This window comes from Streptomyces anulatus, from assembly GCF_000721175.1.
Taxonomy (GTDB): Bacteria; Actinomycetota; Actinomycetes; order Streptomycetales; family Streptomycetaceae; genus Streptomyces; species Streptomyces anulatus_C.
On the sequence record NZ_JOEZ01000027.1, the window covers coordinates 40966 to 53111 of the forward strand.

Here is a 12146-nt window from a genome sequence, read left to right on the forward strand (position 1 = left end):
GTCCGCTCAGCCGGACCCCGGGGCGTACGTCCCGAAGCTCCACACGTTGCCCTCGGGGTCCCGCGCCATGTAGTCCCGCGAGCCGTAGTCCTGGTCGGTCGGCTCCATGAGGATCTCCACGCCGAACTCCTTGGCCCGGGCGCAGTGCTCGTCCACCTCGTCCACCACCACGTACACCCCCGCCGGGCCCGCGCCCGCCATCGCCTGCGCGAACAGCCCTCCGCGCCCCTTGGAGCCGAGCATCACCCTGCCGTTGCCGCAGGACAGCTCGGCATGCAGCACACTGCCGTTCTCCCCCTCGTAGACCGCCTCCTCGGAGAAGCCGAGGCCCTGCGTCAGCATCCTGATCGCGGCCCTCGCGTCGTCGTACAGGATGGTCGGAAAGATCGTGGGAACGCCGCTCGCCGTGCCTGCCATCGCACTCACCTCTCATGACTTCCCTGCGCCTGCTGTGATCTGTGTCTCAGTCTTCCACCGGGTACTGACAACGCCCTGCCGAAGCAGGTCCCCGCAGGTCACGCGAACGTGTCGCACCGCGCCACGTCACCCGTGACGAACGCCGGTGGAGAACCACTGCCGCCGCTGCGCGGCCGAACCGTGCGTTCACGACTCCGGGGTGACCCGGCCCTGATGCCGCTCCTGGATCCGGTCGTCGCCGACCGCCACCGCGTCCAGGCCGCCCGGAAGTCCGCCCGGGTCAGCTCGGTGATCAGCGGCCGGGCGGCCGGCGTCGTCGTGTGGTGCGCCCGGACCCCGGCGTAGCAGTCGGCCCGCAGCTCCACCTTCACGGCGTTGCTGTTCACGCCCTGCCGCCCGTCCCGCGGCCGCTCGGGCGGGCGGCGGGGGTGCCGCCCTGCGCCGAGTACCGGATGATTCGTCCCACCGGGCACGCGGAAAAGGAGTTGCGCGCCGCCAGTAGAATGGGCCGTATGGCCTTTCTCCTTGTGCATTAGCGGCGTCGAGAGACCTCCGCCCTCGTCCCTCCGCCGTCCATACTGCCCTGGAGTTTTTCCGTGATCACCGCTTCCGGCATCGAGCTGCGCGCCGGCGCCCGCATCCTCATCGAATCCGCTTCCTTCCGCATCGCCAAGGGCGACCGCATCGGCCTCGTCGGCCGCAACGGAGCGGGCAAGACCACCCTCACCAAGTGCCTCGCGGGCGAGGGCACCCCCGCCGGGGGCACCATCACCAGGTCCGGCGAAGTGGGCTACCTCCCGCAGGACCCGCGAACCGGCGACCTCGACATCCTCGCCCGCGACCGGATCCTCTCCGCCCGCGGTCTCGACGCGATCCTGCGCAAGATGCGCGAGAACGAGGACCGGATGGCGAACGGGCAGGGCGCCACCCGCGAGAAGGCGATGAAGAAGTACGAGCGCCTGGAGACGGAGTTCCTCACCAAGGGCGGGTACGCCGCCGAGGCCGAGGCCGCCACCATCGCCGCCGCGCTCAGCCTGCCCGACCGGGTCCTCGGCCAGCCCCTCCACACGCTCTCCGGTGGTCAGCGCCGCCGCGTCGAGCTGGCCCGGATCCTCTTCTCGGACGCCGACACCCTGCTCCTCGACGAGCCCACCAACCACCTCGACGCCGACTCCATCGTCTGGCTGCGCGACTACCTCAAGTCCTACCGCGGCGGCTTCATCGTGATCTCCCACGATGTCGACCTGGTCGAGACGGTCGTCAACAAGGTGTTCTACCTCGACGCCAACCGCTCCCAGATCGACGTCTACAACATGGGCTGGAAGCTCTACCAGCAGCAGCGCGAGGCCGACGAGAAGCGCCGCAAGCGCGAGCGCCAGAACGCGGAGAAGAAGGCCGCGACCCTCAACGCGCAGGCCGACAAGATGCGAGCCAAGGCCACCAAGACCGTCGCCGCCCAGAACATGGCCAAGCGCGCCGACCGGCTGCTCTCGGGCCTGGAGGCCGTACGGGTCTCCGACAAGGTCGCCAAGCTGCGCTTCCCCGACCCCTCGCCCTGCGGCAAGACCCCGCTGATGGCGGAGGGCCTGTCCAAGTCGTACGGCTCGCTGGAGATCTTCACCGACGTCGACCTCGCCATCGACAAGGGCTCCCGCGTCGTCATCCTCGGCCTCAACGGCGCCGGCAAGACCACGCTGCTGCGTCTGCTCGGCGGCGCCGAGAAGCCCGACACCGGCCAGATCATCGAGGGCCACGGCCTCAAGCTCGGGTACTACGCCCAGGAGCACGAGACCCTCGACCCGGACCGCACGGTCCTGGAGAACATGCGCTCCGCCGCACCCGACCTCGACCTCGTCGCGGTCCGCAAGACGCTCGGTTCGTTCCTCTTCTCCGGCGACGACGTCGACAAGCCGGCCGGGGTGCTCTCCGGCGGTGAGAAGACCCGGCTCGCCCTCGCGACCCTGGTCGTCTCCTCCGCCAACGTGCTCCTGCTCGACGAGCCGACGAACAACCTCGACCCCGCCAGCCGCGAGGAGATCCTCGGCGCGCTGCGCACCTACAAGGGCGCCGTCGTCCTCGTCACCCACGACGAGGGCGCCGTCGAGGCGCTCCAGCCGGAGCGCATCATCCTGCTCCCGGACGGCGTCGAGGACCTCTGGGGAGCGGACTACCGCGACCTCGTCGCTCTCGCCTGATCCACCGGGGATGGATCATTCGGCCTACGTGTGATCCATCATCTGCGTGAGAACGTCTCGTACCCCGGTGGTGCGCCCGGGGTTCACCCGCCGTGCGCCCGTTGTCCGGCCGCCTCTCCCCGTACGGCCCTGACCTGGAGGTTCTCCGGTAGGTCCGGGTCCTGTGCCCTTGCACACCCGCCGGAATCAGGGATTCCGCTCGCATCGACGGGCTTCTCGTCCGGGAAACCTCTCGCACCGACCTTGCCGAATGGGTGGCCAGGACGCGCGGTAGGGGTGATCATGAGAGTCCAGAGCGCACTTCGCATGAGGAGGCACGGGTGGCCGAGACTCTGAAGAAGGGCAGCCGGGTGACCGGCGCCGCGCGTGACAAGCTCGCGGCAGACCTGAAGAAGAAGTACGACTCCGGTGCGAGCATCCGGGCGCTGGCCGAGGAAACCGGCCGCTCCTACGGGTTCGTCCACCGGATGCTCAGTGAGTCCGGAGTGACGCTGCGGGGACGTGGCGGCGCGACACGAGGCAAGAAGGCCGCTTCGGCCTGAGGCCTCCGGGTTTCCGGCGTTTCCGGTGTCTTCGGGCCCAACGGAATTCGGGGTGGCCACCCGGCTGACCGCAAGGTCGTCCGGGTGGTTACTGTTCAGTCACTTCTTTCCGAGTGCTGACTGCACCCCATCCGGAGGTACTCCATGACCTCGCTCGACACTGTGCTCGACAAGGACGGCGTACGGCTCACCGTCGACGACGCCGTCGCCACGGTGACGCTCACCCGTCCGGCCAAGCGCAACGCTCAGTCTCCCGCTCTGTGGCGGGCGTTGACCGAGGCCGGACGGGTGCTGCCCGGCACCGTGCGGGTCGTGGTGCTCCGCGGCGAGGGCAAGTCCTTCTCCGCGGGCCTCGACCGGCAGGCCTTCACTCCCGAGGGCTTCGACGGCGAGCCGTCGTTCCTCGACATGGCGCGCGGCCCTGAGGCCGAGCTCGACGCCACGATCGCCGAGTACCAGGAGGCTTTCACCTGGTGGCGCCGCAACGACCTCGTGTCGATCGCGACGGTCCAGGGCCACGCCATCGGCGCCGGCTTCCAGCTCGCCCTCGCCTGCGATCTGCGGATCGTCGCCGAGGACGTGCAGTTCGCCATGCGTGAGACCAGCCTCGGCCTCGTTCCCGACCTCACGGGCACCCACCCCCTGGTGCACCTCGTGGGGTACGCCCGCGCGCTCGAGATCTGCGCCACCGGCCGCTTCGTGCACGCCGAGGAGGCCGAGCGCACCGGCCTCGCCAACCTCGTGGTTCCCGCCGACCAGCTCGACGCGGCGGCCCGCGACCTCGCCGCCGCCCTGGTGGCAGCACCCCGCGACGCCGTCATCGAGACGAAGGCCCTCCTCGGTGGCGCGCTCTCGCGTGACTACGAGGAGCAGCGCGTCGCCGAGCGGGCCGCCCAGGGCCGCCGGCTCCGCGACCTGGCGGGCATCACCGACTGACCACGTCCGTGACCAGCACCGACACCGGCAGCCGCTCCTCCGTGGCCGCCACCGCCGTGCGCACCGACCGGGCGACATCCAGCGCCCGGTGGTCCGCGGCCGTCGCCACCTCGACCCGTACGTGGTCGGGGGCGGTGTGCACGGGGCTGCCCAGGACCCGGGTCAGCGAGACGACGCCCGGCACCCCGGCGGCCGCCGTCGCCACCGGGCCCTCCGGCTCCGCGACCCGGACCGTGGCCGTCGTCGGCACCGGCGCCGTCACCTGACCGGGCGCACCGCCCTCCAGCAATGCCGTCACCGTCAGATCCACCTCGGCGATCTCCAGACCCAGCCGGGCGGCGGCGGCCGTGAGGAGCACCGCGCGCAGGGCCGCCGCGGCGTCGGGCAGCGGCCGGTCCGGGGCGGCGGAGAACTCCGCCTCGATCCGCAGCGGCCCCGGCGGCATCGCGCTCGGCGGAACCGGAGGCGGCGCCGGGTCCGCCGGCACCTGCGGAGCCCCGGGACCGCCCCCGGCCCCCGCTTGCTCCGCCGGGCCGATCCGCAGCTTGCCCAGCACCGTCCCGGGGCGGGCGGCCGCCCCGCGCAGCACCGACGCGGCGGCCGTCTCCGCGATCCACGCGCCGTCCGCCGGGCCGCCGAGCGGCAGCAGCCTGCCCAGGCCCAGCCGCTGCCGTACCGAAGCGGTCCATTCGTCGGCCCTCTGCGGGCCCCGTGCCGTCGTCATCACCCCAGACTGCCGCATCCACGGCGCGGGATGGGGAAAGCGCACTTAACGTGGGCAAGGAAGTCCAAACCTGCCCCGAAGGGAAGAGCAGCGATGACTGAGACCTCCCAGCGCAACAACCCCGACAGCGGGTCCGGTGACAAGACGCCACTGAGCAGGCGCGGCGGCGGCGACCCGGGCACCCGGGGCCGCACCACCATCGCCGACGGCGTCGTCGAGAAGATCGCCGGGATGGCGGCACGCGACGTGGGCGGCGTCCACGCGATGGGCAGCGGCCTGTCGCGGACGTTCGGCGCCGTCCGTGACCGGGTCCCCGGCGGCGGCAAGTCCGTCACCCGCGGGGTCAAGGCCGAGGTCGGCGAGTCCCAGGCGGCCCTGGACCTGGAGATCGTCGTCGAGTACGGCGTGTCCATCCCCGACGTGGCCCGCGACGTACGCGAGAACGTCGTCGCCGCGGTCGAGCGCATGGCCGGTCTCGAAGTCGTCGAAGTCAACATCGCGGTCAGCGACGTCAAGCTGCCCGACGAGGAGGACGACGAGGACGAGCCCGAGCAGCGGGTCCAGTAGTCCTTCCGCGTCCCCGTCGCACGGCAGTTGAGGAGAGAAACACGATGAGCATGGCTGCGGTCGGCCTGTTGGCCGGCATGGCGCTCGGGTTCGCCGGATATTTCGGCGGGTTCGGAGCCTTCGTACTGGTGGCGGCCCTGGGCGCGATCGGCTTCATCGCCGGCCGCTTCCTGGACGGCGACCTGGAGCCCGGCGACTTCTTCCGGAGTCGCGAGCGCGGCGACCGGCGACGGTGAGGGCGGTGACCGGCCGGGTCGCCGCCGCCGAACGGGGCGAGACCCGGATCGCCGACCGTGTCGTCGCCAAGATCGCCGCCCAGGCGGCGAAGGAAGCGCTCGACGAACCGCCTGCGGACGGGACGTCGCCGCGTGCCACGGTCACCGTGCACCGCGACGCCGCCAGGGTCCGGGTCAGCCTGGAACTCGGCTACCCCTGCGACATCGGCGGCCAGTGCGGCGCCGTACGCCGCCGGGTCGTCCAGCGGGTCAAGGCACTGGCCGGCATGGAAGTGCCCGAAGTGGCCGTGCAGGTCGAGCGGCTGCACCCGACCGGGGCGAGCGCCGCCGCACAGGGGAGGATCCGATGACCGAACCCGGTGAACCGACCGGCTCCACCCGGCGGATGCCCACCGTCGAGCAGAGCGACGGCGAGGCGACCGTGCCGGCCACGGACGCGTCGGCCGAGGCCCGCGCACCGGTCCCCACCCTGGACCAGGGCGACGGCCGGGCCGGCCGCTTCTGGTCCGCGCGCCGGGTCCCGGCCGCCCTGCTGGCCCTCGTGCTCCTGGGCGCGGCCGGACTGCTGCTCTACGACATCGCCGCCGTACGCGCCGACCGTCCGGCCATGCGGTGGCGTCGCTCCCTCGCCGACGGCCTGGCCGAACGGCACCTGGACGACGTCGCGGTGCTGATCGGGGCGGGCATCGCGGCACTGATCGGCCTCTGGCTGATCCTGCTGGCCCTCACGCCCGGACTGCGCGGCCTGCTGCCGATGCGCCGAGACCGCGCCGAGGTCCGGGCCGGACTCGACCGCACCGCCGCCGCCCTGGTCCTGCGCGACCGGGCCGTGGAGGTGTCCGGGGTGCAGTCCGTGCGGGTCGGGATGGGCCGGCGGAAGGCGAAGGTGCGCGCGCTCTCGCACTTCCGGGAACTCGACGACGTGCGGACCGACCTGGACGCCGTGCTGGAGAAGGCCGTCCGGGAACTGGGCCTGGCGAAGCCGCCGGCCCTCTCGGTCCAGGTACACCGACCGGCGAAGAAGGGATGAGCCGCATGCGCTCCACCGTCAACCGGGTCCTGCTGGCCCTGGCCGGGCTGGTGCTGGTGGTCGTCGGCGGAGCCGTGCTCGCCGCCGGCCTCGGCGCGTCCGTGCCGACCTGGTGGCCCTGGGACGGCACCGACGACGTGCTGCTCAGCGCGGCCGACCGGCACCGCTGGCGCGACGAGGGCTGGTGGTGGCCGACCGTGATCGCCGTCCTCGCCGTCCTCGTGGTCCTCGCCCTGTGGTGGTTCCTCGCCCAGCTCCGCCGCGGACGGCTCGCCGATGTGCTGGTGGACAGCGGCGACGGCGAGGGGGCACAGCTGCGGGGCCGCGCCCTGGAGGGCGTGCTCGCCGGGGAGGCGGGCGAACTCGACGGAGTGGCCCGCGCCCAGGCGATGCTGACCGGCCGCCGCACCGCGCCCCGGGCCCGGCTGCGGCTGCTGACGGAGCCGCACGCCGCGCCCCTGGGTACGCTGAACGCGGTCGCCGACGGCGCGCTGGCGCATGCCAGGGACTCCGCCGGTCTGGACGAACTTCCCGCCGAGGTGCGCCTCAAGGCCGTCAGGCACCGCGCGGAGCGGGTGTCCTGACGGCCCGGGCGGCACCGGCCGAGCGGGCCGGGCCGGTCAGAAGCCGCGCCGTGACCCTCCGTCGACCGGGACCATGATCCCCGTCAGGTACGAGGCGGCGGGGGAGAGCAGGAAGGCCGCGGTCTTCCCGAACTCCTCCGGCGTCCCGTAGCGCCGCAGCGGGATCCGCGCCTCGTTGGCGGTGCGGGCGGCCTCCGCGTCGCCGGACAGGGCGTCCAGTTCACGGACCCGGTCGGTGTCGATCCGGGCGGGCAGCACGCCCACCACCCGGATGCCGCGCGGGCCCAGCTCGTCGGCCAGCGACTTGGCGAAACCGGCGAGACCGGGGCGCAGCCCGTTGGAGATGGTCAGCCCCGCGATCGGTTCATGGACCGATCCGGAGAGCACGAAGCCGATCACACCGCCCTCGCCGAGCGCGTCCGCCGCCGTCCGGGCGAGCCGCACCGCTCCCAGGAACACCGTCTCGAACGCCGTCTGCCACTGGTCGTCCGTGTTGTCCGCGAGGAAGCCGGGGGCCGGTCCGCCGACGCTGATGAGGATGCCGTCGAGCCGCCCGAAGCGTTCCCGCGCGGTGTCCACCAGGCGTTGGGCGGCGCTCGGGTCGGCGTTGTCGGCGGCGAGCCCGACCGCGTCCGGGCCCAGTTCGGCCACGGCCTCCGCGACGGACTTCTCGTCCCGTCCGGTGATGATCACTTTCGCGCCGTCGGCGGCCAGCGAGCGGGCCGTGGCGTTGCCGAGTCCCCGGGTCGCCCCGGTGACGATGTAGACGCGGTCCTTCAGTCCAAGATCCATGCCCCTATCCTGCCGGGTCCTCACCGACGAGGTCGACAGCGGAGTTCACCAGTCCGATATGGCTGAACGCCTGGGGGAAGTTGCCCAGTTGCCGCCCCTTCGACACGTCGTACTCCTCGGCCAGCAGTCCCATGTCGTTGCGGAGCTCCAGCAGATGCTCGAACAGCTCCCGTGCCTCGTCCGGCCTGCCGGTCCGCCGCAGCGCGTCGACCAGCCAGAACGAGCAGGCGATGAACGCCCCCTCGCTGCCCGGCAGTCCGTCCACCGAGAAGCCCTCGGTGCTGTAGCGGCGGACCAGGCCGTCGCTGCCCAGCTCCTCGCGGACCGCGTCGACCGTGCCGATCACCCGGGGGTCGTCCGGAGGCAGGAACCCGGTCCGCACGATGAGCAGCGTCGAGGCGTCCAGCTCCCGTGACCCGTAGGACTGGGTGAAGGTGTTCCGCTCGGGGTCGTACCCCTTCTCGCAGACCTCGGCGTGCACGGCGTCCCGCATCGCCCGCCAGCGCTCCGCGTCACCGGGCAGCTCCGGGTTCTCCTCCAGCGAGCGCACCGCCCGGTCGGCGGCGACCCAGGCCATCACCTTGGAGTGCACGAAGTGCCGCCGGGCACCGCGGATCTCCCACAGCCCCTCGTCCGGCTCGCGCCAGGTCGACTCCAGGAAGCCGAGCAGGCTGAGCTGGAGGTTCCAGGCGTGCGGCTTGTCGTCGAGACCGGCGACGCGGGCGAGGCGGAGCGCGTCGATGACCTCGCCGTACACATCGAGCTGGCGCTGACGGACGGCCGCGTTGCCGGTGCGCACCGGCCGGGAGTGTTCGTACCCGGCGAGCCAGGGCAGCTCCGTCTCGGGAAGCCGGCGCTCGCCCGCCAGCCCGTACATGATCTGGAGGTCGGCCGGGTCCCCGGCGACGGCCCGCAGCAGCCAGTCCCGCCAGGCCGCCGCCTCCTCCAGATAGCCGGCCGAGACCATCGCCCCGAGGGTCAGCGTGGCGTCCCGCAGCCAGCAGAAGCGGTAGTCCCAGTTCCGTACGCCGCCGATCTCCTCCGGCAGGGAGGTGGTCGGGGCCGCCACGATGCCGCCCGTCGGGGCGTACGTCAGCGCCTTCAGGGTGATCAGGGAGCGCAGCACGGCGTCGCGGTAGGGGCCTTGGTAGGTGCACCGCGCGGTCCACTTCGCCCAGTCGTGCAGGGCTTGCTTCAGCGCCTTGCGCGGGTCGATCAGCTTCGGACGCGGCGAGTGCGAGGGGTGCCAGGTCAGCACGAACGCCACGCTCTCGCCCTCGGCGACGGTGAACGAGGAACAGGTGCTGAACTGCTGGCCCCACGTCTTGACCGGCGGCTCGCTGCGCAGCCAGACGGAGTCGGGACCCGCGACCGCCACCCGGTGGCCGTGCGAACGCCGCACCCAGGGCACCACGGATCCGAAGTCGAAGCGCAGCCGCAGCACCGAACTCATGTCGACGCTGCCGCTGACGCCCTCGACGATCCGCATCAGGTCCGGCGTCCTGTCGCGCTGCGGCATGAAGTCGATGACCTTCACCGTGCCGGTCCGTGTCTCCCAGTACGTCTCCAGGACCAGGGAGTCACCCGTGTAGCCGCGCCGGGTGCAGGTGTCCGAGGCCCCGGCTCCCTTGGGCGCGATGCGCCAGTGGCCGTTCTCCTCGTCGCCGAGCAGGGCGGCGAAGCAGGCGCCGGAATCGAAGCGTGGCAGGCAGAGCCAGTCGACGGAACCGTTCCTGCCGACGAGCGCGGCGGTCTGCAGATCGCCGATCAGGGCGTAGTCCTCGATGCGTGGGGTCACGCCTGGCGTTTTCCCGAACCGAGCCGTCGTCAACCGGCCGGCCCGGCCCCGCAATGTGCCGGAGGGCTCAGGCGCTCGCCGGTGCGCGCTGCTCCGGGGCGTCGGCCGTCGCGTTCCCGGCCGCGGCCTGCTCGCGGTCGCGCTTCTCACGGCGTACGAGAATGATCCAGCCGACCGGAACGGCGGCGACGAACAGCCACCACTGGACGGCGTAGGCCATGTGGGGGCCGATCGAGCTGTCGTCGGGGCGGGTGATCTGCTCGGGCAGATCACCCGACGGCGCGGGCGCGGTCTGCTCGATGTATCCGCCGAGAACGGTCCGGGACAGCAGTTGGGACTGCTGGTCGCTGTTGATCAGCATCACCTGCCGGTCCGGCAGTCCCGCGAGGTCCTTGATGCCGCTGCTGCCGGTCGTCTCGTCCGCCTTGAGGCGGCCGACGACGGTCACTTCGCCCCGGGGAGCGGGCGGCACGTCGGGGAAGGAGGTCTGGTTCGGCGCGGCCGGGACCCAGCCCCGGTTGACCAGGACGGTGCCGCCGCCCTTGAGGTCCAGGGGGGTCAGGACATGGACGCCGATGCGGTCGTCGTCCGAGGTCCGGCGGCGGACGACCACCTCGTGCTCGGTGTCGAACGTCCCCGTCGCGGTGACCGTCCGCCAGTAGTCCGAGCGCGGGACGGTGTGCCCGGGGGAGGTGAGATCGGTGACCGGGACCGGCTGCGCGTCGAGGTTCCGCGAGATCAGCCCGTTCTGCTCGACCCGGTGCTCGTGCCGGTGGAACTGCCAGAAACCCAGCTCGATCATCGTCGGGATCAGCACGAGGCCGAGCAGGGTGAGGATCACCCACTGCCGGGTCAACAGGAAGCGGTACACCCCATGACCGTACAACCGGGGTCATGGGGTGCGGCACTCAGGGGTGCGGCCGGCGCGATCCGGCTATGGGGTATTCCGTCAGACTTTGTCCACGATGCCTGCCCTCCCCTCGGCGCGGGCGCAGTGGGCGCCGCAGTACCAGTGCCCGTCGGCCTCGACGCCCTGGCCGATCACCTGGACCCGGCAGTGCTCGCAGATCGGCGCCATGCGGTGGATGGCGCAGGAGAAGCAGTCGAAGACGTGCACCGCGCCCTGCGCGTGCACCTCGAAGGACATGCCGTAGTCGTTTCCGCAAACCTCACAACGTGCCATGCGCCACAGGGTGGGACGCCCGGCGGCTACGGGGCGAGCGGTTGCCGGGCGAGTCGCGCCCGGTTCACTCCGATGACGGGATTCCCTCCGGCGACGGGATTCCCTCCGGCGATGGCGGGGGCGCCTGGTGCGGCAGCGCGGCGCCGTCGGCGGGGGCCACATCGCGCAGCAGATGGGTGAAGGCGGTCTCGTCCAGGATCGGCGTCCCGAACGACTTGGCCTTCTGCGTCTTGGACGTGGCCGCGTCCGGGTCGTTGGTCACCAGCAGACTGGTCAGCCGGGACACGCTGGTCGCGACGTGCAGGCCGGCCTCCACCGCCCGGTCCTCCAGCAGCTCACGGTCGATCGAGGTGTCCCCGGAGAACGCCACCCGCATCCCCTGCTGGAGCGGCTTCTCCTTCTCGTACCGCCCCGGGTTGGGATACGGGCAGGCCGGCCGCTTGCGCGAGAGCCGCCAGCTGTTCTGCTGCCGCGAGGGCTGATACCCGACGCGCGGGGTGACGGGGGAGCCGGACCACTCGGTCAGCGGCCGGCACTCCAGGAGCGGCAGCCGCACCCCGTCCCGGGCGGCCGCGTGCAGGCTCGGCCGGAAGGCCTCGGCCAGCACCCGGGCGTCGTCCAGGGCATGGTGGGCCTGCTGCTGTACGACCCCGAAGTGCGCGGCGAGGGTGGCCAGCTTGTGGTTGGGCAGCGGCAGGCGCAGCTCCTTGGCCAGCGCGATCGTGCACAGCCGGTGCTCGACCGGGGCGACCACCGACGCCCGTGCGTACTCCCGGGCGATCATCGACCAGTCGAACGCCGCGTTGTGCGCGACGAGCACCCGGTCCGCGAGCCGCTCCGACAGCTCGGCGGCCACTTCCGGGAAGAGCGGCGCGCCTTCGAGCACGTCGCTCGTCAGCCCGTGGATCCAGACGGGGCCGGGGTCCCGCTCCGGGTTGACCAGCGTGTACCAGTGGTCCTCGACATTGCCCAGGGCGTCCAGCCGGTAGACGGCCGCGGAAACTATCCGGTCGTCGCGGGCGAGGCCGGTGGTCTCCACGTCGACGACCGCGTACCCCTGGGGGTAGGCGGTCGGCCACGGTGCGGCTGTCTGGCGGTCGTCGAGCATGGTCACAGAGAATACGGGCCGCGACTGACAGTCC

General features: G+C 72.1%; 15 protein-coding genes and 1 pseudogene. 8 read left to right on the top strand and 8 right to left on the bottom strand.

All coding sequences use genetic code 11. The annotated features are described in order from the left end of the window. Window positions 1–6: 6 nt before the first annotated feature. Together IG90_RS0127860 and IG90_RS42535 are read right to left on the bottom strand one after the other, a co-directional pair. Window positions 7–417 carry a VOC family protein gene (locus IG90_RS0127860; RefSeq protein ID WP_030590190.1) on the bottom strand — a complete coding sequence of 137 codons (411 nt, stop codon included), beginning with the start codon at window positions 415–417 and terminating at the stop codon, window positions 7–9. A 98-nt stretch (window positions 418–515) separates the two neighbouring features. Then, window positions 516–827, bottom strand: a pseudogene (locus IG90_RS42535) (neutral zinc metallopeptidase); the annotation flags it as partial. A gap of 186 nt (window positions 828–1013) precedes the next feature. Between IG90_RS42535 and IG90_RS0127870 the strand changes: the two are divergent. From IG90_RS0127870 to IG90_RS0127880, 3 genes are all read left to right on the top strand, one after another. Further along, window positions 1014–2612, top strand: a complete 1599-nt coding sequence (locus IG90_RS0127870; protein ID WP_030590192.1) for an ABC-F family ATP-binding cassette domain-containing protein — start codon at window positions 1014–1016, stop codon at window positions 2610–2612. 320 nt (window positions 2613–2932) lie between these two features. Further along, complete coding sequence (locus tag IG90_RS0127875) at window positions 2933–3154, top strand: helix-turn-helix domain-containing protein (RefSeq protein WP_006123601.1); 222 nt, start codon at window positions 2933–2935, stop codon at window positions 3152–3154. A gap of 144 nt (window positions 3155–3298) precedes the next feature. Continuing rightward, complete coding sequence (locus tag IG90_RS0127880; RefSeq protein WP_030590200.1) at window positions 3299–4090, top strand: enoyl-CoA hydratase/isomerase family protein; 792 nt, start codon at window positions 3299–3301, stop codon at window positions 4088–4090. Here the strand turns inward: IG90_RS0127880 and IG90_RS0127885 are convergent. After that, entirely contained in the window at window positions 4080–4814 is a 735-nt protein-coding gene (locus IG90_RS0127885; RefSeq protein WP_030590202.1) for a hypothetical protein, read from the bottom strand. The genes IG90_RS0127880 and IG90_RS0127885 overlap by 11 nt on opposite strands. Before the next feature lie 93 nt (window positions 4815–4907). On the opposite strand from IG90_RS0127885, the gene IG90_RS0127890 reads away from it, so the two are divergent. Genes IG90_RS0127890 through amaP form a run of 5 tightly spaced genes read left to right on the top strand, consistent with a single transcriptional unit; the run spans window position 4908 to window position 7231 of the window. Next, window positions 4908–5381 (top strand): Asp23/Gls24 family envelope stress response protein, encoded by a 474-nt coding sequence (locus IG90_RS0127890; protein WP_030590204.1) that lies wholly within the window; start codon window positions 4908–4910, stop codon window positions 5379–5381. Window positions 5382–5425: 44 nt separating this feature from the next. Further along, entirely contained in the window at window positions 5426–5617 is a 192-nt protein-coding gene (locus IG90_RS0127895) for a hypothetical protein (RefSeq protein ID WP_019766450.1), read from the top strand. Then, window positions 5614–5967 carry an Asp23/Gls24 family envelope stress response protein gene (locus IG90_RS0127900; protein WP_030590207.1) on the top strand — a complete coding sequence of 118 codons (354 nt, stop codon included), beginning with the start codon at window positions 5614–5616 and terminating at the stop codon, window positions 5965–5967. Before IG90_RS0127895 ends, IG90_RS0127900 begins: the two co-directional genes overlap by 4 nt. Further along, window positions 5964–6647 carry a DUF6286 domain-containing protein gene (locus tag IG90_RS0127905; protein ID WP_030590209.1) on the top strand — a complete coding sequence of 228 codons (684 nt, stop codon included), beginning with the start codon at window positions 5964–5966 and terminating at the stop codon, window positions 6645–6647. Before IG90_RS0127900 ends, IG90_RS0127905 begins: the two co-directional genes overlap by 4 nt. Window positions 6648–6652: 5 nt before the next feature. After that, window positions 6653–7231, top strand: coding sequence for an alkaline shock response membrane anchor protein AmaP (gene amaP / locus IG90_RS0127910; RefSeq protein WP_206434027.1), 579 nt, complete (start codon window positions 6653–6655; stop codon window positions 7229–7231). 36 nt (window positions 7232–7267) lie between these two features. On the opposite strand, the gene IG90_RS0127915 is transcribed toward amaP, so the two are convergent. The 5 genes from IG90_RS0127915 to IG90_RS0127935 form a co-directional block, all read right to left on the bottom strand. After that, window positions 7268–8023, bottom strand: a complete 756-nt coding sequence (locus tag IG90_RS0127915; protein ID WP_030590213.1) for an SDR family oxidoreductase — start codon at window positions 8021–8023, stop codon at window positions 7268–7270. A 4-nt stretch (window positions 8024–8027) separates the two neighbouring features. After that, window positions 8028–9821: a glycoside hydrolase family 15 protein gene (locus IG90_RS0127920; RefSeq protein WP_030590215.1), complete on the bottom strand. Its 1794-nt coding sequence runs from the start codon at window positions 9819–9821 to the stop codon at window positions 8028–8030. 67 nt (window positions 9822–9888) lie between these two features. Next, a complete protein-coding gene (locus IG90_RS0127925; protein WP_030590217.1) occupies window positions 9889–10692 on the bottom strand; it encodes an SURF1 family cytochrome oxidase biogenesis protein in 804 nt (267 codons plus the stop codon). 78 nt (window positions 10693–10770) lie between these two features. Next, a complete protein-coding gene (locus IG90_RS0127930) occupies window positions 10771–11004 on the bottom strand; it encodes a hypothetical protein (protein WP_012381452.1) in 234 nt (77 codons plus the stop codon). A gap of 64 nt (window positions 11005–11068) precedes the next feature. Next, window positions 11069–12118, bottom strand: a complete 1050-nt coding sequence (locus tag IG90_RS0127935; protein ID WP_030590220.1) for a DEDDh family exonuclease — start codon at window positions 12116–12118, stop codon at window positions 11069–11071. Between the last annotated feature and the right edge of the window lie 28 nt (window positions 12119–12146).